General features: G+C 70.4%; 19 protein-coding genes and 2 tRNA genes. 4 read left to right on the plus strand and 17 right to left on the minus strand.

Annotated elements, in window-relative coordinates:
* Positions 1–146: 146 nt before the first annotated feature.
* From NDAS_RS16750 to NDAS_RS16790, 9 genes are all read right to left on the minus strand, one after another.
* Positions 147–2,084: a TIGR03960 family B12-binding radical SAM protein gene (locus tag NDAS_RS16750; RefSeq protein WP_013154395.1), complete on the minus strand. Its 1,938-nt coding sequence runs from the start codon at positions 2,082–2,084 to the stop codon at positions 147–149.
* Positions 2,085–2,355: 271 nt separating this feature from the next.
* Positions 2,356–3,528: a rod shape-determining protein RodA gene (rodA, locus tag NDAS_RS16755; protein ID WP_013154396.1), complete on the minus strand. Its 1,173-nt coding sequence runs from the start codon at positions 3,526–3,528 to the stop codon at positions 2,356–2,358.
* Positions 3,529–3,530: 2 nt separating this feature from the next.
* Positions 3,531–5,681: a penicillin-binding protein 2 gene (gene mrdA / locus NDAS_RS16760; RefSeq protein ID WP_013154397.1), complete on the minus strand. Its 2,151-nt coding sequence runs from the start codon at positions 5,679–5,681 to the stop codon at positions 3,531–3,533.
* 8 nt (positions 5,682–5,689) lie between these two features.
* Positions 5,690–6,250 (minus strand): rod shape-determining protein MreD, encoded by a 561-nt coding sequence (mreD, locus tag NDAS_RS16765; protein ID WP_013154398.1) that lies wholly within the window; start codon positions 6,248–6,250, stop codon positions 5,690–5,692.
* Positions 6,247–7,143: a rod shape-determining protein MreC gene (mreC, locus tag NDAS_RS16770; RefSeq protein WP_013154399.1), complete on the minus strand. Its 897-nt coding sequence runs from the start codon at positions 7,141–7,143 to the stop codon at positions 6,247–6,249. Before mreC ends, mreD begins: the two co-directional genes overlap by 4 nt.
* 3 nt (positions 7,144–7,146) lie before the next feature.
* Positions 7,147–8,181 carry a rod shape-determining protein gene (locus NDAS_RS16775; RefSeq protein ID WP_013154400.1) on the minus strand — a complete coding sequence of 345 codons (1,035 nt, stop codon included), beginning with the start codon at positions 8,179–8,181 and terminating at the stop codon, positions 7,147–7,149.
* Positions 8,182–8,402: 221 nt separating this feature from the next.
* The gene (gene ndk, locus NDAS_RS16780; protein WP_013154401.1) at positions 8,403–8,807 is read right to left on the minus strand and encodes a nucleoside-diphosphate kinase; all 405 of its coding nucleotides are present in this window, start codon (positions 8,805–8,807) and stop codon (positions 8,403–8,405) included.
* Between the two features lie 154 nt (positions 8,808–8,961).
* Positions 8,962–9,357: a DUF4233 domain-containing protein gene (locus tag NDAS_RS16785; protein WP_013154402.1), complete on the minus strand. Its 396-nt coding sequence runs from the start codon at positions 9,355–9,357 to the stop codon at positions 8,962–8,964.
* 31 nt (positions 9,358–9,388) lie between these two features.
* The gene (locus tag NDAS_RS16790; RefSeq protein WP_013154403.1) at positions 9,389–10,741 is read right to left on the minus strand and encodes a bifunctional folylpolyglutamate synthase/dihydrofolate synthase; all 1,353 of its coding nucleotides are present in this window, start codon (positions 10,739–10,741) and stop codon (positions 9,389–9,391) included.
* A 120-nt stretch (positions 10,742–10,861) separates the two neighbouring features.
* On the opposite strand from NDAS_RS16790, the gene NDAS_RS16795 reads away from it, so the two are divergent.
* The gene (locus tag NDAS_RS16795; RefSeq protein ID WP_013154404.1) at positions 10,862–12,229 is read left to right on the plus strand and encodes a folylpolyglutamate synthase/dihydrofolate synthase family protein; all 1,368 of its coding nucleotides are present in this window, start codon (positions 10,862–10,864) and stop codon (positions 12,227–12,229) included.
* A gap of 396 nt (positions 12,230–12,625) precedes the next feature.
* On the opposite strand, the gene NDAS_RS16800 is transcribed toward NDAS_RS16795, so the two are convergent.
* The 3 genes from NDAS_RS16800 to NDAS_RS16810 form a co-directional block, all read right to left on the minus strand.
* On the minus strand, positions 12,626–14,041 hold the full coding sequence (locus NDAS_RS16800) for an LVIVD repeat-containing protein (RefSeq protein WP_013154405.1): 1,416 nt from the start codon (positions 14,039–14,041) through the stop codon (positions 12,626–12,628).
* A gap of 157 nt (positions 14,042–14,198) precedes the next feature.
* Positions 14,199–15,611, minus strand: a complete 1,413-nt coding sequence (locus NDAS_RS16805; RefSeq protein WP_013154406.1) for a hypothetical protein — start codon at positions 15,609–15,611, stop codon at positions 14,199–14,201.
* A gap of 193 nt (positions 15,612–15,804) precedes the next feature.
* Positions 15,805–17,181, minus strand: coding sequence for an LVIVD repeat-containing protein (locus NDAS_RS16810; RefSeq protein WP_013154407.1), 1,377 nt, complete (start codon positions 17,179–17,181; stop codon positions 15,805–15,807).
* Between the two features lie 323 nt (positions 17,182–17,504).
* On the opposite strand from NDAS_RS16810, the gene NDAS_RS16815 reads away from it, so the two are divergent.
* Positions 17,505–18,218 (plus strand): DUF305 domain-containing protein, encoded by a 714-nt coding sequence (locus tag NDAS_RS16815; protein ID WP_013154408.1) that lies wholly within the window; start codon positions 17,505–17,507, stop codon positions 18,216–18,218.
* A gap of 215 nt (positions 18,219–18,433) precedes the next feature.
* Here NDAS_RS16815 and clpX read toward each other — a convergent pair whose 3' ends face one another.
* The 5 genes from clpX to NDAS_RS16840 form a co-directional block, all read right to left on the minus strand.
* Positions 18,434–19,708: an ATP-dependent Clp protease ATP-binding subunit ClpX gene (gene clpX / locus NDAS_RS16820; RefSeq protein WP_013154409.1), complete on the minus strand. Its 1,275-nt coding sequence runs from the start codon at positions 19,706–19,708 to the stop codon at positions 18,434–18,436.
* A 285-nt stretch (positions 19,709–19,993) separates the two neighbouring features.
* Positions 19,994–20,653, minus strand: a complete 660-nt coding sequence (locus tag NDAS_RS16825; RefSeq protein WP_013154410.1) for an ATP-dependent Clp protease proteolytic subunit — start codon at positions 20,651–20,653, stop codon at positions 19,994–19,996.
* 48 nt (positions 20,654–20,701) lie between these two features.
* Entirely contained in the window at positions 20,702–21,334 is a 633-nt protein-coding gene (locus tag NDAS_RS16830) for a ClpP family protease (RefSeq protein ID WP_013154411.1), read from the minus strand.
* A gap of 218 nt (positions 21,335–21,552) precedes the next feature.
* Positions 21,553–22,998 carry a trigger factor gene (gene tig, locus NDAS_RS16835; protein WP_013154412.1) on the minus strand — a complete coding sequence of 482 codons (1,446 nt, stop codon included), beginning with the start codon at positions 22,996–22,998 and terminating at the stop codon, positions 21,553–21,555.
* 226 nt (positions 22,999–23,224) lie between these two features.
* A tRNA-Pro gene (locus NDAS_RS16840) sits at positions 23,225–23,299 on the minus strand.
* Positions 23,300–23,416: 117 nt separating this feature from the next.
* Here NDAS_RS16840 and NDAS_RS16845 point away from each other — a divergent pair.
* A tRNA-Gly gene (locus tag NDAS_RS16845) sits at positions 23,417–23,487 on the plus strand.
* A 309-nt stretch (positions 23,488–23,796) separates the two neighbouring features.
* Positions 23,797–24,300, plus strand: coding sequence for an adenylyltransferase/cytidyltransferase family protein (locus tag NDAS_RS28640; protein ID WP_013154413.1), 504 nt, complete (start codon positions 23,797–23,799; stop codon positions 24,298–24,300).
* The last annotated feature ends 7 nt before the right edge of the window (positions 24,301–24,307 follow it).

Genomic DNA, 24,307 nt, shown 5'->3' on the forward strand with positions numbered 1-24,307 from the left:
CCTGACCCCACCGACGACCGGTGGGAGCAGGGGTTCGTCCGTGTCCGGCCTCGGCCGGAGACCTCCCGGGCCCGCGCGGCACACCGCCTCGGCCGGAGACCTCCCGGGCCCGCGCGGCACACCGCCGCGACCGGGCGGCTGTCCGGCTAGACCACGTTGAGCGGCAGCAGCGGACGGCCCTCCGCAGGGGCGTTGATCTGGATCTCGGTGCCCATGCTCGGGCAGACCCCGCAGTCGTAGCAGGGGTTCCAGCGGCAGTCGTCCACCTCCAGCGACTCCTCGCCGTACAGCGAGTCCTGCCAGTCCTGCCACAGCCACGACCGGTCCAGGCCCGCGTCCAGGTGGTCCCAGGGCAGGACCTCGTCCTCGTCGCGCTCGCGGGTGGTGAACCAGTCCACGTCCACCGGGAGGTCGGCCAGGGCGGCCTCGGCGGCCTCGGACCACCGGTCGTAGGAGAAGTGCTCGCTCCAGCCGTCGAAGCGGCCCCCCGAGCGCCACACCTCCTCGACCACCCGGCCGACCCTGCGGTCCCCCCGGGAGAGCAGGCCCTCGATGATGGAGGGGCGGCCCTCGTGGTAGCGCAGACCGATCGACTTGCCGTACTTGCGGTCGCCCCGCAGCCTGTCGCGCAGCTTGCGCAGCCGGGCGTCGACGGCCTCGTGCGAGGTCTGCGCCGCCCACTGGAACGGGGTCTGCGGCTTGGGCACGAACCCGCCGATGGACACCGTGCAGCGGATGTCCTTGCGGCCGGTCACCTCACGGCCGGTCCGGATCACCTCGGTGGCCAGGTCGGCGATGGCCAGGACGTCCTCGTCCTCCTCGGTGGGCAGGCCGCACATGAAGTACAGCTTCACCTGCCGCCACCCGGCCGCGTACGCGGCGGTGACGGTGCGGATGAGGTCCTCCTCGGTGACCATCTTGTTGATCACCCGGCGCATCCGCTCGCTGCCGCCCTCCGGCGCGAACGTCAGGCCGGAGCGGCGCCCGTTGCGGGTCAGCTCGTTGGCCAGGTCGATGTTGAACGCGTCCACGCGGGTGGAGGGCAGGGACAGGCCGGTGTTGGTGCCCTCGTAGCGGTCGGCGAGCCCCTTGGCGATCTGCCCGATCTCGCTGTGGTCGGCGCTGGACAGCGACAGCAGCCCCACCTCCTGGAAGCCGGAGGCCTCGACGCCGTCCTCGACCATCTTCGTGACGGTCTCCTTGTTGCGCTCGCGCACCGGCCGGGTGATCATCCCCGCCTGGCAGAACCGGCAGCCGCGCGTGCAGCCGCGGAAGATCTCCACGCTGTAGCGCTCGTGCACGGACTCGGCGGTCGGCACGATCGGCTTCTTGGGGTAGGGCCACTGGTCCAGGTCCATCACGGTGTGCTTCTGCACCGTGCCGGGCACCCCGGGCCGGTTGGGCGTGTAGGAGGCGATCCGCCCGTCCTCGTGGTAGGCCACGTCGAAGAAGCGGGGCACGTACACGCCCCCGGTCGCGGCCAGGCGCAGCAGCAGGCCGTCGCGCCCGCCGGGCTCGCCCTCCTCCTTGAACTCGCGGATGATCTCGGTGATGGCGAGGGTGATCTCCTCGCCGTCGCCCAGGACCACCGCGTCCAGGAAGTCGGCGATCGGCTCGGGGTTGAACGCCGAGTGTCCGCCGGCCAGCACGACCGGGTGGTCGGCGGTGCGGTCGGCCGCGCGCAGCGGGATGCCCGCCAGGTCCAGCGCGGTGAGCATGTTGGTGTAGCCCATCTCGCTGGCGAAGCTCAGCCCGAGCACGTCGAAGGCGGCCAGCGGCCGGTGCGAGTCCACGGTGAAGTGGGGCACGCCGTGCTCGCGCATCAGCTTCTCCAGGTCCGGCCACACCGCGTAGGCGCGCTCGGCCAGCACGCCCTCGCGCTCGTTGAGGACCTCGTACAGGATCTGGACGCCCTGGTTGGGCACTCCCACCTCGTAGGCGTCCGGGTACATCAGCGCCCAGCGCACCCGGGTCTCGTCCCATTCCTTGACCACGGAGTTGAGCTCGCCACCGACGTACTGGATGGGCTTGGCCACCTGCGTCAGCAGGGGTTCCAGCCGCGGGAAGAGGCTTTCGACGGACATGGTGTGGGCCTTCGTTCGGCGGACATCGTGTCGGGTGTGCGTGGACCCCCGCCGTCGCGGGGGTCGGCGCGGTGACGCGTGGAGCGCGCCCGCGCTGATGTTCCCAGGCTACCGGCGCCACGGGCCCCGGGCCGCTCCGTCCACAGGTCCGGTCGGACCGCGGCGGGCCCGGTTCCGTCCGCGCCCCGCCGCGGTCCTCCCTCCGGACGGCGGCGGGGCGGGCCCCTGCGCCTCCGCCGTGCCCGCCCCGCCGGTGTCGTGGTCCGCGCCCCTAGGCGAAGCCCCGGTCCCGGGAGTCGACCCCCAGCACCAGTCCCAGGGCGACCATGTTGGCCACGATCGCGGTACCGCCGTAGGACATGAACGGCAGCGGCAGACCCGTCACCGGAACGACCCCCAGGCCCATCCCGATGTTGATGAAGGCCTGGAACCCGAACCAGGCGACCACTCCCACGCACAGCAGTCGCGGGTAGGGCTGCTCGCACCCCTGGGCGATGCGCAGGATCCGCCACAGGATCAGCGCGAACAGGCCGATGACCACCACCGACCCCACGAACCCCAGTTCCTCGCCCGCCACCGTGAAGATGAAGTCGGTGTGCTGCTCGGGCACGAACTGACCGTGCGTCTGCTCGCCCTGGAAGAGCCCGGTGCCGTTGAACCCGCCCGACCCCACCGCGATCAGCGCCTGGTTGGAGTTGTACCCCGCGCCCTGCGGGTCGGCGGTCGGGTCCATCAGCGTGGCGATGCGGTCCAACTGGTAGGGCTCCAGCAGGTCGAACCACCACACGCACAGCGCGCCGACCACCCCGCACGCCAGCATGCCCGCCACCCACACGATCGGGGCGCCCGACAGCGTGAGCATGCCCAGGAAGATCGTGACCAGCACCAGCGTGGTGCCCAGGTCCGGCTGCGCCATCACCAGTGCCAGCGGCACCGCCAGGACCACCAGGCAGAACACCACGTCCCGCGTCATCGGCCGGGCCTCGCCGTCGCGGGGCTCCCCCAGCAGCGTGGCCAGGACCAGGACCAGCCCGACCTTGGACAGCTCACTGGGCTGGAACTGGAAGCCGCCGACCACGATCCAGCCGCGCGACCCGTTGATCACCTCGCCGAGCGGGGTGAGCACCAGGACCAGCGCGACCACCGTGACCAGGTAGACGATCGGCGCGTACGCGCGGATCGTGCGGTGGTCCACCGCGGCGACCAGAAGGCACAGCGCCCACGCCACCAGCAGGTGGAGCAGGTGGCGGCCCAGGTGTTCGGTGGACTCCAGCGGGTCGCTGCCGTCGCCCGGGATGGTCGCCGACCACACCAGCAGCGAACCGATGGCGCACAGGGCCGCCACCGACGCGACCAGCGTCCAGTCCAGTCGGCGCGCCAGGCCCGCCGCGTTGCGTCCGATCTCGGCGCTCCGTGACCCGGGCGCCCCCATGTAGGTGCTCATGGCTACCGATCCAGCAGGTCGATGGAACCGTCGGGACGGATGTCGGGCAGTTGCTCGGGCGGCGCGCCGCCCGGGATCAGCGGCTCCGCGCCGCCGGACGCATCCTCTTCGACCTCGGCCTCGGCTCCCTGTGCCGGGGAGTCGAACCCGTAGATGCCGTCGTAGATGGCGCGCGCGATGGGCGCCGCGGTCGTACCGCCGGTACCGCCCTGGGAGACCAGGACGACGATGGCGAACTGCGGGTCGTCGGCGGGCGCGTAGGAGGCGAACCAGGAGGAGACCTGGCGCCCCTCCACGTCGGCGCTACCGGTCTTGCCCGCGACGGACACCTTGTCCTGCGGGAACCCGGCGAAGGCGCCGCGGGCGGTGCCCTCCTTGGGGACCGCCGTGAGCGCGGTCTGGAGGTACTCCAGCGTCCCGTCGCTGACCGGGAGCTCGCCGCGCACGACCGGTTCGATCTCGCGCACCTCCGTCCCGTCGGCGGAGACCAGCGCCCTGCCGATGCGCGGCTCGTGGAGCGTGCCGCCGTTGGCGACGGCCGCGTAGGCGCTGGCGAGCTGGAGCGGGGTGACGAGGACGTCCCCCTGGCCGATGGCGAAGTTGACGGCCTCGTTGGCCCGCCACTGGAAGCCCTCCACGCACTGCTCGTAGGCCAGCAGCTTGAGGTAGGCGGCGCGCGACGGGTCGGTCTCGGCGACGTCGGGGTAGCCGTGCTCGCCCCGGTGGCAGTTGTTCTCGCGGGTCTCCTGCCAGAAGGTGCGCTTCCACTCGCGGTCGGGGATGCGCCCGGAGGTCTCGTAGGGCAGGTCGATCCCGGTCGGGGAGCCGAAGCCGAAGCCCTTGGCCATCTCGGCCATCGCCTCGTCCGCCTCGCCGTCGGGGTAGAGCCCGCCGTCGTCCTTCCACATCTGGTAGCCGAAGTTGTAGAAGACGGTGTTGCAGGAGACCACGATGGCCTCGTGGAGGCTGATCGGACCCTGGCCCTGGCCCTCGTAGTTCTCGTAGTTCTGCCCGGCCAGGTTCACCGAGCCCGGGCAGGCGTAGGTGCTGCGCAGCGAGTACCCGTTCTCCGCGGCCGCCGCGAGCGAGGAGACCTTGAACGTGGAGCCCGGCGGGTAGGTGCCCTGCACGGCTCGGGAGAGCAGCGGCTCGCCCGCCTCCTCGCTGAGCATCTCGTCGAAGGTCTCCTGGTCGATGCCGCCGCGCCAGATCGCGGGGTCGTAGGTGGGCAGGCTCGCCATGGCCACCACGCCGCCGGTGCGCACGTCCAGGACGATGGCGGCGCCGGAGTCGGCCTTGTAGCGGGGCCGGGCGTTCGCCATCCCCTCGGCCAGCGCCTCCTCGGCGATCTTCTGCACGCCGAGGTCGACGTGGGTGACCAGGTGCATCCCCGGTTCGGGCGGCGCCTCGGAGATGACCTCCATGACCTCGCCGTGGTTGTTCACGCCCAGGACGCGCTTGCCCGCGGTGCCGCGCAGCTGGGCGTCGTAGACCGCCTCCACGCCGTCGCGGCCCACCATGTCGATGCCGGTGAACTGGGTGCGCAGATCCTCGCGGGCCTCCAGCTCCTCCTGGGTCACCGGTTGCAGGTAGCCCAGCATCTGGGAGCCGTGCTCGCCCTGCGGGTACTCGCGCACGGCGTGGGCCTGGGCGCTGATCCCGGGGAAGCGGTCGGCGCTCTCCATGATCTGGAGGGCGACGGAGGGCTCCACGTCGTCGGCGAGGGTGACGGGCTGGTAGGGCGAGCCGGGCCAGCACGGGCGGCTCACCTCGGGCCCGCACAGGCGCATGCGCTTCTGGAGTTCCTCCAGCGGGACGTCGAGCACCTCGGACAGGTCGGTCAGGACCTTCTCGCCGCCGTCCTCCATGCCCGTGATCTCGTGGTAGTCGGCGGAGACCACCAGCTCGGTGCTGTTGTTGACCAGCGGGCGGCCGGTGGTGTCCAGGATCTGCCCCCGCGTGGCGGGGACGAGGAGCTGCTGGTGGTGGTTGGCCACCGCGAGCTCGCGGTAGTGGTCCCACATCGGAATCTGGAGGTACCACAGCCGTACGGCCAGGGCCGCGAAGAGCACCAGGACCAGGATCTGGGCGAGCAGCAAACCGGCCCGGCCGAGTCTGCGGCCGGGCAGTTCGACGTCGTCGACGGGCGACATGTGCACGTTCACCACCCCCCGGGGGACACGGGGCCCCGGACGCCGGCGAGCTCGCTGTCGGAGAGCGCCCCCCGCGCCCACAGCAGCGGAAGCGTGACCAGCGGTGAGACCAGGGTGGTCAGGGCGGCCCCGACGAGGGTGTTGACCGCCACGGCGGCCAGCGACACCCGCGGGTCGCCCATGAGCACGCCGACCAGCGCGTAGCCCAGGCCCACACCCACGGCGGTGACGGCGGTGGCGGCCATCAGGGCCCACACCGAGGGCCTGCCTCCCAGGGCTCCGGCGGAGCCGGTGTTCCTGTGCAGCAGGGCCAGCAGGTAGGCGGCCACGCACAGCACCAGGGCGTAGCGGCCCAGCGCGTGCTCGGCGGGCGGCAGGACGTCCATGGCCAGCCCGGCGGCGAAACCGCACGCCGCGGCGGCGGCGGGGCCGGTGGTCAGGGCGACCGCGACGATCGCCGCGGCCACGAGGTCGGGCCCGGCCCCCCACTCGAACGGGAGCCGGTTGACGACGGTGGCCTGGGCGAGCACGGCGACGGCCACCAGTGCCAGGGTCGCTGCGTTCCTCATGAGCGTTCCCCCTTGTCGGGTCGGGGCGGGAGCACGGAGTCGCGCGGGTCCTCCTCGGGACCCCCGACCACCACGCCCACCACGTCCAGGGACGAGAAGTCCACGGCCGGGGCGATACGTGCGAGGCGGCTGAGCGCGCCGGGCGCCACCTGCACCTCCTCGACGGTGCCGATCGGCACGCCGGGCACGAAGGGCGCGCCCTCGTGCGAGCCGAGCGTGACCAGCCGGTCCCCGGCCTCGACCGGCGCCTGGAGGTCGAACAGCTCCAGGGTCAGTTCGGCGTCGGGGCCGCCGGGGACGGTGCCGCCCCGGACCACGCCGATCTTGCGCGTGGCCTCCAGACGGGCGCCGACGGCGGAGTTGACGTCGGTGGCGAGCATGACGGTGGCGGTGCTCGGACCGGCCTCGATCACCTTGCCCACCAGGCCGGAGCCGTTGACCACGGTCATGTCCGGGCGCACACCGGAGTCGGTTCCGGCGTCGATGGTGACCGTGTCGGCGTAGCCGCGCGCGGTGACGTGGGTGACGGACTGGGCGGGGACGATCTCGTAGCCTCCCAGACCGGCCAGCCCCAGCATCGCGTCGAGCTGCTCGGCGCGCGCCTTGTCGATGCGGGCGGCCCGCAGGTCGTCCTCCAGCTCGGCGTTGGCCTGCTCCAGCTCGGCCACGCGCTCGGATTCGGGGCCGCTGACCAGCCCCTCGTAGAGACCGGACACGGGTCCGGTCGCCCAGGTGACGCCCGCGGCGGCGGGCGCGAAGACGAGTTCGCCGCCCGCGCGGGCCACTGAGGTGACCGGGTTGGCGCCGGGACGGGCGTCCAGGACGAGCAGGGCCACCGCCACGGCGACGAGCACGGCGAGGAGTACGCGGGATCTGCGTGAGTCGCGGAACATGGGTCACCTCCGCCGCTCGGGGACGAGTACCTGGTGGAGCCGTTCGTAGTTCTCGACGCAGGTGCCCGAGCCGACGGCGACGGAGTCCAGCGCGTTGTCGGCGACGTGGATGGGCATCCCGGTCTCGTGCAGGAGCCTCTCGTCGATCCCGCGGAGCAGCGCTCCGCCGCCGGTGACGGCGATGCCGCGGTCCATGATGTCGCCCGACAGCTCCGGGGGGCACTTGTCCAGGCTGGTGCGGACCGCGTCGACGATGGCGGTGACCGGCTCCTCGATGGCCTGGCGGACGTCGCTCTCGGACAGGACGATGGTCTTGGGCAGCCCGCTGACGAGGTCGCGTCCGCGCACCTCGGCGCGGATCTCCTCGGAACCGGTCGGGTAGGCGGAGCCGATGGCCATCTTCAGCTCCTCGGCGGTGCGCTCCCCGATCATCAGCGAGAACTCCTTCTTGACGAAGGTCGCGATGGCCTGGTCGAGTTCGTCGCCGCCCACGCGGATGGACTGCGAGGTGACGATGCCGCCCATGGAGATCACGGCGACCTCGGTGGTGCCGCCGCCGATGTCCACGACCATGTTCCCGGTGGGCTCGTGGACGGGGAGCCCGGCGCCGATGGCGGCGGCCATGGGCTCCTCGATGATGTAGACCCTGCGCGCGCCGGCCTGGTATCCCGCCTCCTTGACGGCGCGGTGCTCGACCGAGGTGATGCCGCTGGGCACCGCCACGATCAGGCGCGGCTTGGCGAAGTGGCGCCGCCGGTGGATCTTCTGGATGAAGTAGCGCAGCATGCGCTCGGTGATCTCGAAGTCGGCGATGACACCGTCCTTCAGGGGACGGATGGCCGTGATGTTGGTCGGCGTGCGACCGATCATCTGCTTGGCTTCGATGCCGACAGCGACGATTCGGCCCGTTGAGGTGTTGAGCGCGACCACCGACGGCTCGTTCAGAACGATGCCGCGTCCTCGCACGTACACGAGCGTGTTGGCGGTACCCAGGTCGACGGCCATGTCCCGGCCGAGAAAAGCAAGGTTGTTCGGCATGTAACGTCCTCAGAGGCGCCGTGTCGGACGTGGTTGCCCGGGGCGACCATACGTAGTCGTTCCGGCACGATAGGTGTTGAGTCCCCCGTATCGTAACGGTCAGCACTTAGTCCGTTACGCAAACACACCGAATTGTTGCCCCGTCGGCGGACGAACCGACCGAAGTCGCCCGTGCCCGCGGGTCCCACATGCCGAAGGACCCGCGGACCGCCCCGTTTCCCCTACAGGTCGGGGAAGAAGAGCTTGATCTCGCGCTCGGCGGAGTAGGTGGAGTCCGAGCCGTGCACGATGTTCTGCTGCACCTCCAGCGCGAAGTCGCCGCGGATGGTGCCGGGGGTGGCGGTCACCGGGTCGGTGGCGCCGGCCAGGGCGCGGAACGCCTCCACCGCGCGCTCGCCCTCGACCACCATGGCCACGAGGGGGCCGCCGGTGATGAACTCGACGAGCGAACCGAAGAACGGGCGCTCGGCGTGCTCCTCGTAGTGCGTCTTGGCGGTCTCGGCGTCGAGCGTGCGCAGCTCCATGGCGACCAGCTTCAGGCCCTTGCGCTCGATGCGCGAGATGACCTCGCCGACGATGTTGCGGCGGACGCCGTCCGGCTTGATGAGAACGAGAGTGCGCTCCACGTGCGTGTCAACTCCTCACTGGGGCTCCGCGTGGCGCACGTGGGCACCCGCCCACGGCAGCGGCCGCACGCGGAGGAATCGGGTGATGGGTCACAGGTGCGGGGGCCGCAGGAGGAGGATTCTCCCCGGGCCGCCCGCCCGGACCTGCGTCACACTATCGCGTTTGGCGCGTGGGCGCGGAGGCCGCGGTGTCCTCGCCCCGCCCGGCGGCCTCCGCCTCGGCGCGGGCCAGGTGGGCGGCCTTCATCTCGTCGGTGCGGCGGCCCATGATGACGCCGGTCACCCACAGGGAGACGAACACCACGGCGACCAGCACCGCCCCGGAGACCAGGAAGGAGGTGAACAGGAAGGCGGCCTGCAGTACCCAGGCCGCGTAGTGCGCCCAGCGGTGCTTCTGGAGCCCGGAGAGCACGAGGGCGGCGACGGCCATCCCTCCCCACAGGCTCCCGGCCAGGACCGGGTCCATCCCCTCAAGGGAGATGGCGACGGGGATGAAGAGGCCGATCACGATGACCTCGAACACCAGGATGACGGCGCAGACTACACGCACGGCGGGTTCCCTTCGTAGTAGACCTGGCCCGTCACTCCTGCGCACCGCGCAACAGGTGGACGGCGTCACCGGCGGTGACGACCGATCCGGTGACCAGTACACCGGTGCCGCCGAACTCCCCGCCTTCCTCGGCCAGGCCCACGGCCCGGTCGATGGCGTCGTCGAGTCGGGGCTCCACGTGCACGCGTTCCTCACCGAAGATGTGCTGGGCGACGTTGGACAGCCGCTCCGGTTCGAGGGAACGCGGGGAGGAGTTACGGGTGACGACGATCTCGTCGAGCAGTGGTTCGAGGGGTTCGAGGATCCCCTCGACGTCCTTGTCGGCCATGATCGCGACCACCCCGACCAGCCGGGAGAAGGTGAAGGCCTCCTCCACGGCCGCCGCGGTGGCGGTCATCCCGGCCGGGTTGTGCGCCGCGTCGGCGATGATGGTCGGGCTGGTGCGCACGACCTCCATACGGCCCGGGGAGTCCACTCCCGCGAGGGCCTCGGCGACGATCGCGGGGTCCAGGCCCCCGGCGTCGTCGCCGGAGGAGGCGAACGCCTCGACCGCGGCCAGGGCCACGGCGGCGTTCCCCGCCTGGTGTGCCCCGAACAGGGGCAGGAACAGGTTCTCGTAGTTGCCGGTGAGGCCCTTGACGGCGATCTGCTGGCCGCCGACGGCGATCTCGCGGGAGGTGACGCCGAACTCCAGGCCCTCCCTGGCCACCCGCGCCCCGACCTCCGCGGCGTTGCGGACCAGGGCCTCGGCGGCGGGCAGCGGCTGCTGGGCCAGGACCGCCACGGAGTCGGGCTTGATGATGCCCGCCTTCTCCTCGGCGATGCCCTCCACCGTGTCGGGCAGGTACTCGGTGTGGTCGATCCCGATGGGGGTCACCACGGCGACGTCTCCGTCGATGACGTTGGTGGCGTCCCACCGGCCGCCCATGCCGACCTCGACGACGGCCACGTCCACGGGGGCGTCGGCGAAGACGGCGTAGGCCATCACCGTGAGGATCTCGAAGAACGACAGCGGTGCGTCGTTCATCGAGTCGGCCATCTCGACGTAGGGGCGGATGTCGTCGTAGGCCGCGACGAACCGCTCCTGGGATATGGGCTCCCCGTCGATGACGATGCGCTCGCGCACGGTGCGCAGGTGCGGGCTGGTGTAGCGGCCCACGCGCAGACCCCGCCCGCGCATGAGCGCGTCGATCATGCGGGCGGTGGAGGTCTTGCCGTTGGTACCGGTGACGTGGATGGCCCGGAAGTTGCGGTGCGGGTCGCCCAGGAGGTCCAGCAGGGTGCGGACCCGGTCCAGTCGAGGATCGATGTCGGACTCGGGCGCGCGGGCGAGGATCTCCGCGGTCACCTCGGCGTAGCGCCGCTCGGCGCTGGCTTCGCTCACGGTGTCTCGATGTCTCGTGTGTTCGGGGTGTACACCCGCGCCAGTCTACGCGCCCCCACCTGGGCACGATCCCCGGGTGAGGGAACCGGTGGCCTGTGTCGCGCAGACCATACTGGGACCATGCGAAGCCTTGACCCCTTCTTCTCCGAGTGGGCGCAGCGCCGCCCCGACCGCCCCCGCGACCGCACCGGAAGCCTGGAGCGTGCCACGGCGCTGATGCGCGTGCTCGGGCTGGACACGCGCCGCCCCCCGGTGCTGGGAGTGGTGGGGTCCAAGGGGAAGGGGAGCACGGCGACGACGGCCGCGGCGGCGCTGGCGTCGGCCGGACTGCGCACGGTCCTGGTCACCGGGCCGAGCTTCCGCTCCTACCGCGAGCGCGTACGGGTGGACGGGACCTCGGTGTCCGACGCCGAACTGGACGTGTTGGGCGCCCGGATCGACGCCGCCCGACGGGAACTGCCGACGGTGGAGGAGTTCGGCGGCCACCTGGCACCGAGCGGGCTGTTTCTCATGGCGGGGCTGCTGCGCGCCATCGAGGTGGGTGCCGACGTGTGCGTGCTGGAGGCCGGGATGGGCGGCCACCGCGACGAACTGCGCCTGGTCGGCCCGGAGGTCGTCGCGCTGGGCAAGGTCTTCGCCGAGCACGTGGGCATCCTCGGCGACACCGTGGCGCAGATCGCCCGGGAGAAGGCGCGGGTGGCCGGGGAGCGGACCCGCGCGCTGGTGCGCCTGCCGCAGACCGCGGAGGTGGCCGCTGCGGCCGACGCCGCCCTGGCCGAGGCCACCGGGGGCCGGGTGCGGGCCGAGGTGGTCGATCCGGACAGGCCGGGGGTGGAGCCGCCGCCCGGGCTGCGCCCGCCGGGGCTGTCCGCGGCCTCGGGGGTGCTGGGGACGGCGGCGGCGGCGCGGATGCTGGACCACCTGGGCCGCCCGCCCCTGGACCGGGAGCGGCTGCACGCCGTCCTGGGCACCGTCCGGCTGCCGGGGAGGCTGTCCCGCCACACGGTGCCCGGAGAGGCGGCAGAAGCGTCCGGACGGGTCGGAGGGGCGCCCGGTCGGGCTGGAGGAGTGTCCGGCGGGGCCGACGGGGACCCGGTGGGGGGCGGCAGCACGCCGGACGCGGAGGCGGACGCCGAGGTGGTCGTGGACTCGGCCATCGACCGCAACGGGGTCGCCGCCGCCCTGGCCCACGTCCGTGGGCTGTGGGGCGGGGTGGACCACGTGCTGCTGTGCCTGCCCGACCACAAGGACGTGTCGGGGGCGGTGGAGGTCCTGGGCGATCTGCCCGTGACCGCCGTGCGCCTGCCCGAGGCCCACCTGCGCTTCGAGCACGCCCTGCCGGGCCACTGGGGCCGCATGGACGCCGCGGACCTGTCCCCCGCGGCCCTGCGCGCGCTCGGCGAACGCGTGCTGGCCCTGGGCACGGTCTACTTCACCGGCCGGGTCCTGGAGGCCGTGGACGCCCCCACCGACCGCCTCTTCGGCTGAGGCCGGACCGCGCGGCCCCGAACGCCCACGTCGTCCACAGGTCGGAGGAGGCTCTGGCGGCGCCGGGCACTGGCGCGGGACACTCGAAAACGGGGGTGTCGGGCTTCCCCGGCGGTGGGGCGCGGCTCCCCCGAGATCGAGCCTACGCCGCCGGGCCCCGGCCCGGAACCGCTCTCCCGCAGCTGTGGAGGACTCCCCCGGACCCGCTCCACCCCCGCGTGCCCTCTCCCCGGACCCCTCCGCCCCGGCGCGCACCTCCCCCGGGGCCCTCCGCCCGGCACGCCCTCCCCGATCCGGGACGGCACGCGGGACCGCGGCACGGCGACGGGGGCGGTGCCGCGGCACCGCCCCCGCCCGGATCACGGGCTCGGGAAGCCCGTCAGCCCCTACCCGCCGTCAGCGCCGTCCCGGCCGGTAGCTCTCCTGACTCTGCGGGTTGAACTCCTCCATCCGCACCCGCTCGGCCGCGCGCACGCGCGGGTCGTCGATCCGCAGCACGTCCAGGCCGCGTTCGATGTCGGACGAGTACACGTAGCCGTTGTAGTAGTACGTCGACCAGGTGTCGTTGTCCTGCACACCCTCCTCGACGCGGGAGTCCACGTCGAAGAAGCCGATCTCGCTCGGGGCGCCCGGGTCGTTGAAGTCGATCACCGAGACGCCGCCCTGGTACCACGACTGCACGAAGTAGTCCTGGCCGGGCACCGGGATCAGCGAGCCGTTGTGCGCCACGCACACCTGGTCGCCCTGGTGGCGGTCGATCTTGAAGTAGCTGGCGAATTCCAGCTCCGGCGAGTCGCCGCCGCCGATGGCGTAGATGGCGTTGGCGCCGCGCTGGGGGCCGACCTCCTCGGTGCAGGTCGGGGCGCCGCCTCCGCCGAGCTCGTCGGTGAACAGCACGGTCCGGGCGTCGTTGGTGAAGGTCGCCGAGTGCCAGAACGCGAAGTTCTCGTCCTGGACCACCTCGGTGACGACCGGGTTCACCGGGTCGGAGATGTCCATCAGCACGCCGTCGCCCATGCAGGCGCCCGCGGCGATGTCGCGCTCGGCGTAGACGGTGATGTCGTGGCAGCCCTGGGTGGGCAGCAGCAGCCCGTCCTGCTCGTGGTTGCCGCCCTCGGGGAACAGGACCGGTTCGTTGACGACCGCGGCCTCCTCGGGAGCGTCGTGCGGGACCTCGATGACGGAGATCTTGTCGTGCGGCGGCTGGCAGTTCGGGAAGCGCTCCGAGGGCGAGTACGACGACACGTAGATCAGGTCGCTGTCACCGGTCTTGCTCGGCACCAGGGTGTTGGTGTGCGAGCCGCAGTCGGTGCGCACCGCCGACACGTACTGGGGGTTGGCCTTGTCGGAGATGTCGAAGATCCGGATCCCCTCGAAGCCGTCCGGGTCGGTCACCGGGACGGAGGGTGCCCCGCACTCGGTGCTCGCTCGCGGATAGTCCACCGAGAAGTAGAGCAGGTCGCCGCTGACCGACACGTCGCCCTGTCCGCCCGGGCACAGCACCTCGGAGACGACCTGCGGCTCCTCCGGCTCGGAGATGTCGTAGATGACGAAGCCGTCGTAGTTGCCGCCGATGGCGTAGTCGCCGCTGAACGCCAGGTCGGAGTTGACGTTGCGCACGGCCGAGGGCTTGGGCGTGTGGGCGACGTGGGTGATGTTGTCGCTGTGGATGTCTTCGGCGGGCGCCTCGTCCGCCTGGGCGGCGGCCGGGCCGAGGAGCCCGAGGAGCAGGGACGCGGCCGCGGCGGACGCGAGGGCCGCGGTGCGCCGCAGCGCCTTCCTGGCCCGTGGTGCTGCGGGAGGTGCGGGCATGGGTTCTCCTGTGTGCACTAGGGGGTGGGGGTGGGGGTGGACGCGCCGGGGCCGCGGCGTACACGGCCGCGGCCCCGGTTCTTCGTCACCCGGCCACGGGCCGGGCGGCGTTCGGGCGGGCGCCCCGGTTCCCCTCGGGCCCGGGGCGCCCGTGCGGTCAGCGGCCGTTGCCGCGGCCCGGCCGGTACTCGGGCTGGGACTGGGGGTTGAACTCGTCCATCCGCACCTGCTCGGCCACCCGGAACCGGGGGTCCTCCAGTTTCAGGACGTCGAGCCCGCGGGTGATGTCGGAGGAGTAGACGTAGCCGTTGTAGTAGTAGGCCGACCAGGAACCGCCCAGGACGAGGTTGTCCTCGCTGATCGGGCCGCGGTCGAAGTGGCCGATCTCCCGGGGGTCGGCCGGGTCGTTGAAGTCGATCACCGAGACGCCGCCCTGGTACCAGGACTGCACGAAGTAGTCGCGTCCGGGGACGGGGATCAGCGAGCCGTTGTGCGCGACGCAGTTCTCGGTGTCGGCCTGGTGGCGGGGCAGCTTGTAGTAGCCCTCGAACTCCAGGTCGGGGGAGTCCTGGCCGCCGCCGATGGCGTAGATGGCGTTGGCGCCGCGCTCGGAGCCGATCTCCTCGTTGCAGGTGGCGCCGCCGCCTCCGCCGAGTTCGTCGGTGAACAGCACGGTCTCGCCGTTGTTGGTGAAGGTGGCCGAGTGCCAGAACGCGAAGTTGTCGTCCTGGACCACCTCGGTGACGACCGGCGCGGCCGGGTCGGAGATGTCCATCAGCACGCCGTCGCCCATGCAGGCGCCCGCGGCGATGTCGCGCTCGGCGTAGGCGGTGATGTCGTGGCAGCCCGCGGTGCCGGTGTTGCCGCCGTCGGGGAAGAGCACCGGGGTGTCGATGACCTTGGCCTCGGACGGTTCGTCGACGGGGATCTCGATGACGGAGATCTTGTCGTGCGGCGGCTGGCAGTTCGGGAAGCGCTCCGAGGGCGAGTACGAGGAGACGTACACGTACTCGTGTTCGCCGTCCTTGCCCGGCACCAGGGTGTTGGTGTGCGAGCCGCAGTCGGTGCGCACCGCCGACACGTACTGGGGGTTGGCCTTGTCGGAGATGTCGAAGATCCGGATGCCCTCGAAGCCGTCCGGGTCGGTGGTCGGCACGGAGGGCGCGCCGCACTCGGTGCTCGCGCGCGGGTAGTCCACCGAGAAGTAGAGCAGGTCGCCGCTGACCGACACGTCGCCCTGTCCGCCCGGGCACAGGACCTCGGAGACGACCTGCGGCTCCTCCGGCTCGGAGATGTCGTAGATGACGAAGCCGTTGTAGTTGCCGCCGATGGCGTAGTCGCCGCTGAAGGCGAGGTCGGAGTTGAAGTCACTCATGGCCTCGGTCTTCGGGACGTTGGTCACATGGGTGATGTTGGCACTGGTGTCGGCGTCACTGGCGAACTCGTCGTCCGCCGAGGCCGAGGCCGGGCCGAGGAGCCCGACCATGAGCACCGCCGCTCCGGCGAGGGAGACTCCGGTCAGTCCGCGTCTGGCGCGCCGGGAGGTGGGGGTCGGGGGGGATGACGCCATCCTGTGTACTCCTGATTCTGATTGGAGCGAAACAGGAAGAAGGTACACAGTTCAACATCTATATGTATAGGGGGAGACAAAAGAAACCTTGTTCTTAACACGGTGTCCAGCTGGCCCGATTCGACTACACAAGGCGCCTAATCCGGGTGCCGCGCGGCGCACCGGAGGGCTCCGGCGCGCCGCGACCGACGGTTCAGCCGGAGGGCGTGGACGGCTGCGACTGCGGGTTGAACTCCTCCATCCGCACCTCCTCGGCCCCCGCCAGGCGGGAGTCGGTCAGCCGGAGCACGTCGAGCCCGCGCCTGATGTCGGAGGAGTAGACGTAGCCGTTGTAGTAGTAGGCCGACCACGAGCCCGCCGTCGTCAGGGCGTCGGGGTTCCAGGGTCCGCGGTCGAAGTGGCCGATCTCCCGGGGGTCGGCCGGGTCGTTGAGGTCGATCACCGAGACGCCGCCCTGGTACCAGGACTGCACGAAGTAGTCCTGGCCGGGCACCGGGATCAGCGAGCCGTTGTGCGCCACACAGTTCTCAGTTTCGGCCTGATGACGAGGCAGTTTGTAGTAGCTCCGAAATTCGAGCTTCGGTTCCGCCCCGCTCTGGTCCAGAGAGTAGACCGCGTTGGCTCCCCGTTCGGGCCCCGTCCCGGCGTCGCAGGTGGCCGCGTGCCCGCCGCCGAGCTCGTCGGTGAAGACCACGGTGCGGGCGTCGTTGGTGAAGGTCGCCGAGTGCCAGAACGCGAAGTTCTCGTCCTGGACCGCCTCGGTGACGACCGGGTTCACCGGGTCGGAGATGTCGAGCAGCAGTCCGTCCCCCAGGCAGGCCGCCGCGGCCAGGTTCCGCTCGGGGTAGGCGGTGATGTCGTGGCAGCCGGTGGTGGTCCCGTGGCCGCCGTCCGGCAGCAGCACCGGTTCGCTGACCACCCGGGCCGAGGCCGGGTCCGCCAGCGGAACCTCGACGACGGAGATCCTGTCGTGCGGCGGCTGGCAGTTGGGAAAGTCCTTCGAGGGCGAGTACGAGGAGACGTACACGTAGTCGCGCTCACCGTCCTCGCCCGGCACCAGCGTGTTGGTGTGCGAACCGCAGTCGGTGCGCACCGCCGACACGTACTGCGGGTTGGCCTTGTCGGAGATGTCGAAGATCCGGATCCCCTCGAAGCCGTCCGGGTCGGTGGCCGACACCGAGGGCGCGCCGCACTCGCTGCTGGCGCGCGGGTAGTCCACCGAGAGGTAGAGCAGGTCGCCGCTGACCGACACGTCGCCCTGACTCCCGGGGCACACGACCGTGGAGACCCGGCTCGGGTTCTCCGGATCGGAGATGTCGTAGACGACGAAGCCGTCGTAGTTGCCGCCGATCGCGTAGTCGCCGCTGAACGCCAGGTCGGAGTTGTAGGACGCGGTGCCGTCCAGCCCCTCCGGCCTGGGCAGGTTGGCCACGTGCACGACGCCCCCGCCGGTGCTCACCCCGTCGGCCCTGGCCCCGGGAACGGCCAGGAGGGCGGTGACCAGGAGGGGTGCCGTTCCGAGCGTCCCCCACCGCAGTCCGTTCGCGGGCCTTCGCGTCTCCGACACCACCGCACACCCCCCGGAAATACACAAAGCATCCAACTGACTACCATGGGTTTTACTCCTCCCCATTGGCAATAACCAGACGAAACGCCGAGAACGGACATCCAGCACTTCAGAAGGCCAAAAGCACGCAGAAACCCTCGGGGGTGAGAGGCGCCCCGGCACCGCGCCCGGTACCGCGAAGTCGAACGAGATGGCACCGACCCGGGTCCGGGACTGGACAGAACACCCGTCGAGTGAGTAAGAAAGCCCGCAGGACGTTGCCCCAGGGCACAGCGCCCGCCGGCACAGCGGCCCCGTCCGCACCCCACCCCATCGGAGGACACCTCGTGCGTCGCCTGGTACTCGCGGCCGGAACCGCTCTCGCCCTGCTCGGAGCCTCAGCCTGTACGGACGGGGGGGACGGGCAGGAGCAGGAGTCGGCCAACGTCATCGCCCCCGGCGCGCCCGGGGAGTCCTCCTCCCCCGCCACCGCCGACCAGATCGCCGCCCTCGCCGAGGAGCAGGGCCACAACGAGGCCGACGTCACCTACCTGGTGATGATGATCGGGCACCACTCGCAGGCCCTGGAGATGACCGACCTGGTACCCGAGCGCCACGAGCGCGAGGACATCGAGCTCATCGCCGACCGCATCGCCGACGCCCAGGGCCCGGAGATCACCGCCATGGAGAGCTGGCTGGAGGAGAACATCTTCGGTCCGGCCAGGGAGAACCCTGCGCACCAGAACTTCTGCGGGCTGGAGGGGGACGGCACCCACCACGACGAGAGCGGCGACGTGCCCGCCTGCGAGCTGGAGGTCGACCACGGCGACATGCCGGGCATGGCCACCGAGGAGGAGCTGGAGCGGCTGGCGGCGGCCGAGGGCGACGAGTTCGACCGCCTCTTCGTGGAACTGATGACCGCCCACCACGAGGGCGCGGTCACCATGGCCGAGGAGGTGCTGGCCGAGGGCAAGGACCAGACGGTGATGCGCATGGCCAACGACGTGATCGCCGAGCAGAAGGCCGACATCGCGCGCATGGAGCAGGCGCTGGAGGAGTAGGCACGGCGGTACCCGCGCGTCCGCCCCGGCGGGGACGGATCACGGCCCCGGACACACGCGAGGGGGCGCCCCGGTCGGGGCGCCCCCTCGCGTGTGCCGGACCTCGTCCCGCGGGCGGCCTGGCCGCCGGGGAGCGGGGCACGGGCCCGGGGAAGGCACCGCCGGACCCGTCGCAGGCGCGGAGACCCGGTGCGCGGGGTCCGGGAGGGACGCAGCTAGGCGGACTTCTCCTGGCGGGCCCGGCGCAGCTGGGCACGCGGGACGATGGTGGGGTTGACGTTGTCGATCACGGTCTCCCGCGTAATGATCACCTGCCCCACATCCTCACGAGAAGGCACCTCATACATCACCGACAACAACACCTCCTCGATAATCGCCCGCAAACCACGCGCACCCGTACCCCGAATAATCCCCTGCTCAGCAATCGCGTTCAAAGCATCCGGCGTGAACTCCAACTCCACACCATCCAACTCGAACAACCGCTGATACTGCTTCACCAACGCGTTCCGCGGCTCCGTCAAAATCCGAATCAACGCCTCACGATCCAGATCATGCACACTCGTGATCACCGGCAACCGACCCACGAACTCCGGAATCATCCCGAACTTCAACAGATCCTCCGGCATCACCTCACCGAACAACGCCGAACCACCCAGCTCACCCTTGGGACGCAACACCGCGTTGAACCCCATCCCCTGCTGACCCGTCCGCGACTCAATCAACTTCTCCAACCCCGCGAACGCACCACCACAGATGAACAACACATTCGTCGTGTCGATCTGAATGAACTCCTGATGCGGATGCTTCCGACCCCCCTGCGGAGGCACACTCGCCGTCGTCCCCTCCAAGATCTTCAACAACGCCTGCTGCACCCCCTCACCCGACACATCCCGAGTGATCGAGGGATTCTCACTCTTACGCGCGACCTTGTCGACCTCGTCGATGTAGATGATCCCCGTCTCGGCCTTCTTCACGTCATAGTCAGCCGCCTGGATCAACTTGAGCAGGATGTTCTCCACATCCTCCCCCACATACCCCGCCTCCGTCAGCGCCGTCGCGTCCGCGATCGCGAACGGCACGTTCAGAATCCGCGCCAGAGTCTGCGCCAACAACGTCTTGCCCGACCCCGTCGGCCCCAACAGCAAGATGTTGGACTTGGCGATCTCCACATCCTCCTCGCCCGGACGATCCCCCTCCGAACGCACCCGCTTGTAGTGGTTGTACACCGCCACCGACAACGCCTTCTTGGCCTGCTCCTGACCGATCACGTACGAGTCCAGGAACTCGTAGATCTCACGGGGCTTGGGCAACGAGTCCCAGGTGAGCTCGGTGGCGTCGGCGAGTTCCTCTTCGATGATCTCGTTGCACAGATCAATGCACTCATCGCAGATGTACACGCCGGGGCCGGCGATGAGCTTCTTCACCTGCTTCTGGCTCTTGCCGCAGAACGAGCACTTCAACAGGTCCCCGCCGTCGCCGATGCGTGCCACCCAGCCACTCCTCAAAACTAAGGCCGCCCCGTCGGTGCCGCTCGCGCGGGCAACCGCCCGGAAGTCGAAAATCTTCCGTGACCGTCCACAGCGGTGGTCACGGACGAGGCGATCTGTGTGTCGCTCTCCGTCAGACTAAGCGAAAAACCGGACCGGCTTCACCACCGGGCTCCCCCAGGCGGGTCATGGGCCGGTCCGGCCTGCGCTTCACCTTCGCCCGGACGTCCTGCCCGGCGCCGCGTCCGCGCGCCCGGTCAGGCCGTCCGGCTGTGCCGCGGCCCTGCGTCAGGACTTCAGGGAGGCCTTGCGGTAGGGCAGCACGAAGTCGATGATGCCGTAGTCCTTGGCCTCCTCGGCGGTCAGGATCTTGTCCCGCTCGATGTCCTTGGAGACCTGCTCGACGGAGCGCCCGGTGTGGCGGGCCAGGGTGGTCTCCAGCTGCGTACGGATACGGGTGATCTCGTTCGCCTGGATCTCGATGTCGCTGGCCTGGCCGTGCATGCCCTCGGTCGCGGGCTGGTGGATCAGGATGCGGGCGTTGGGCAGCGCGCCGCGCTTGCCCTCCGTCCCGCCCGCGAGCAGGATCGCGGCGGCCGAGGCGGCCTGGCCGATGCACACCGTCTGGATGTCGGGGCGGACGAACTGCATCGTGTCGTAGATCGCCATGAGGGAGGTGAAGGAGCCTCCCGGCGAGTTGATGTACATCTGGATGTCCCGCTCGGAGTCGAGCTGCTCCAGGGTGATGAGCTGGGCCATCAGGTCGTTGGCCGACGTGTCGTCGATCTGGACGCCGACGAAGATGATCCGCTCCTCGAAGAGCTTGTTGTACGGATTCATCTCCTTGACGCCGTAGGACGTCCGCTCCACGTAGGACGGCAGGACGTAGCGACCCTGGGGGGCCATCGAGGCCGCGCCGCCGATGAGACTGGGGTTGAACTCGGTCATTTCACGCCTTCCACGCACTGCGCCGTTCCTGGGATGAGGTCCGACGGATCAACTCTGGGTTCGGCCCTGGGTCACGTCGAGGGTCCCTTCGAGGACCTCGTCGATGAAGCCGTACTCCTTGGACTCCTTGGCCGTGAACCAGCGGTCGCGGTCGGCGTCCTTCTCGATCTGCTCGACCGTCTGGCCCGTGTGCTCGGAGATCTTCTCGATGAACATCTTCTTCACGTAGAGCAGCTGGTCGGCCAGGATGCGGATGTCGGAGGCGGTACCACCGATGCCGCCGGACGGCTGGTGCATCATGACGCGGGTGTGCGGCAGCGCGTAGCGCTTGCCCGGCGCTCCGGCGCACAGGAGCATCTGGCCCATGGACGCGGCCATGCCGATACCCACGGTGCGCACGTCGTTGGGGATGTACTGCATGACGTCGTAGATCGCCATGCCCGCGGTCACGGAACCGCCGGGCGAGTTGATGTACATGGTGATGTCGCGCTGGCGGTCCTCCGCGGACAGCAGCAGCAGCTCACCCACCAGGCGGTTGGCGATCTCGTCGTCGACCTGCTGGCCGAGGAAGACGATTCGCTGGCGCAACAGGCGCTGAGGCGTCTGCTCAAGCAAAGGGGAAATCTGCGTCTCCGACGTACGGGCGTCGAAACGCGGGGACTCTTCAAAGGTCGACGGCACTCTCGTCACCTGCTCCGGAATCGAAACGGTTGCGATACAGCGACACTAACGCCGTGCGGCACCGCGCTCGTCCGGTTCGCGCCCCTGTTCGCTTTGAGCGCAGGGTGGCACGATCTCCGTACAGGGCGTTCTTCCACAGGCGAACACGACGCGGGCCCCGCCCGACCCGGAGGGGTCGGACGGGGCCCGTACGCGCGAAGCCTGGGGCTGCTCGGGGCCTACTTGGCCTCGTCGGCCTTCGTCTCCTCGGCCTTGGCCTCGTCGGCCGCGTCCGCGGTGTCGGCCTCAGCGTCGTCCTCGACGGCCTCCAGGGCCTCACCCGCGGCGACGGCGGCGGCCTTGGCGGCCTCCTCCTCGGCGGTCTCCTGCTCGACGACGTTGCCGTCCTCGTCGGTGATCCGGGCGCCGGCCAGGACCAGGTCCATGGCCTTGCCGCGGACGACCTCGGTGAAGGCGACGCGGATCTGGTTGGACTCGACCAGGTGCTGGGCCAGCTGGTCCGGGCTCACGCCCATGCGCTGGGCCTGCTCGAAGACGTACTGGCTGAGCTCGCCCTGGTCGGCGCTCAGGTCCTCCTGGATGGCCAGCTGGTCGAGGATGAACCCGGCCTTGACCGCGGAGCGGGCGCCGGTGGTCAGCTCCTCGTCGAACTCCTCCTCGGTCTTCTCCTGCGACTCGAGGTAGGCCTCCTTGGTGAGGCCGCTCTGCGCGAGCTGCTGCTCCAGGCTCTGGCGGCGGCGGGTGATCTCCTCCTCGACGACCGACTCGGGCAGCGGGATGTCGACGGAGTCGATCAGCTGCTCCAGGGCCTTGTCGCGGGCGGCGGAGAGCTGCTGGAGGCGGCGGACCTCGCCCATGCGGTTGCGCACGTCCGCGCGCAGCTCCTCGATGGTGTCGAACTCCGAGGCCAGCTGGGCGAACTCGTCGTCCAGCTCGGGCAGCTCCTTGACCTTCACGCTGTGCACGGTGACGGTGACGTCCGCCTCCCGGCCCTCGTGCTCACCGCCGACGAGGGTGGTGGAGAAGGTGGCCTCGCCGCCGGCCTCCATGCCGCGCAGGGTCTCGTCGAGGCCCTCCAGCATGGTGTTGGTGCCGACCTCGTAGGAGTAGCCGCTGACCGCGACGTCCTCGAGCTTCTCACCGTCGACGGCGGCGGACAGGTCGATGGACAGGTGGTCGCCGTCCTCGACGGGGCGGTCCACGCCCACCAGGGTGGAGAAGCGCTCGCGCAGGGTGCCGATCTGCTCGTCGACCTGCTCGTCGGTCACCTCGGCGCTGTCGACGGTGACCTCGATGCCCTTGTAGTCCTCGACCTCGAACTTGGGGCGGACGTCGACCTCGGCCGTGAAGGCGAGCTCGTCGTTGTCCTCCAGCTTGGTGACCTCCACGTCGGGCTGGCCGAGCGCGAAGAGCTCCTCCTTCTGGATGGCTTCGTTGTAGAGCTCCGGAACGGCGTGGTTGACCGCTTCGCTGATCACCGCGCCGCGGCCGACGTAACGGTCGATCAGCCGCGCCGGCGCCTTGCCGGGGCGGAAGCCCTTGATCCGGACCTGCTTGGCGAGCGACTTGTAGGTCACGTCGAAAGCGTGATCGAGCTCCTCGAAGGGCACCTCGATGGTCAGCTTGACCCGGGTGGGGCTCAGCTCCTCGACATCGGTCTTCACGGGGCGGTACTCCTAGGTTTGCCGGCTGGTGTCCGCGTCGGCCCGCAGGCGCACCACACACAACGGCGAAAGGCACGCGCGCACCCCCGGGGTCTTGACGACCGCATCCAGCTGGGGTGCCCTGCGACGGGCTGGGACTTACAGTTTCCTGCTGATCGCACCAAGTCTAGGGCAGATAGACAGGGGGCCACGGCGCGCGGCCGGAGCCGCTGCCACGGTGGTTTCGTCGGGGTGGCGGGATTCGAACCCGCGGCCTCATGCTCCCAAAGCATGCGCGCTAACCAAGCTGCGCTACACCCCGTGTGCCGAACCAAGGATGGCACTCCTGAAAGGTGTGTGCGACCACGGCTCCGGAGACTGTAGTCTTGTCCCCGTCGGCTCCACGAGTCTAGAGGACACTCGAAGTCTCCGGTGCCACGCGGGCGTAGTTCAATGGTAGAACACCAGCCTTCCAAGCTGGCCATGCGAGTTCGATTCTCGTCGCCCGCTCCGCTCGGGGCGAGCTGTGCACTCACGTGCCAGCTCGCTTCGCCATTTCCCCCCGGGGGACGACCCTTTACCCTCCCCGCCCTCCCTCCTTCATTCGCGATTTCGGACATTTCCGGCATTCCATCGAGTGGATTCTCCGGTGATGTAGCTCACATTCGCGGGCCACTCCCCCACACCGAAGGCGAACCGTGTTCGGTCGGTGCGCCCCGAGAAGGAATACCCGTCCCGAACGGATACGTTGACCTTTCGGGCGAGCCCGCGGGCGCGATCGGATCCGGGCGCCCTCAGGCCTGCCGAACGGGTGGTGGAATGACGGACACGGAAGCGACGCAGGGACCCGGCACCGCGCTGAGCGCCCACTGGTTCGAGCGTCCCGACCCCCTGGTACGACCGGCGGTCGTCACCGGGGCCTTCGACGTCCTGCACGTCGGACACGTCCGCTTCCTCCGCTCCATCGCCGACCGGGGGCTGCCCCTGGTGGTGGGCGTGGAGTCCGACGCGCGCGTGCGCGCCTGGAAGGGCCCGGGACGCCCCGTGAACCCTGCGGAGGAGCGCGCCGAGACCGTGGCCGCCCTGGCCTGCGTCACCGGCGCGTTCGTCATCGAGGGACCGCCCGAGGTCGCCGACTGGGCCTCCTACGCCGAGGTGCTGCGCCCCCTGGCGCCCGCCGCCCTGGCCTACACCACCGGGGACCGCTACACCCAGGCCAAGATCCGCGGCGCCGACGCGCTCGGCGCGCAGGCCTGGGAGCTGCCCTTCACCCCCGGCCGGTCCACCACCGCGGCCCTGGGCCGCCTCGCCCACTCCCTCTAGTACCGAC

This window comes from Nocardiopsis dassonvillei subsp. dassonvillei DSM 43111 (assembly GCF_000092985.1).
GTDB lineage: Bacteria > Actinomycetota > Actinomycetes > Streptosporangiales > Streptosporangiaceae > Nocardiopsis > Nocardiopsis dassonvillei.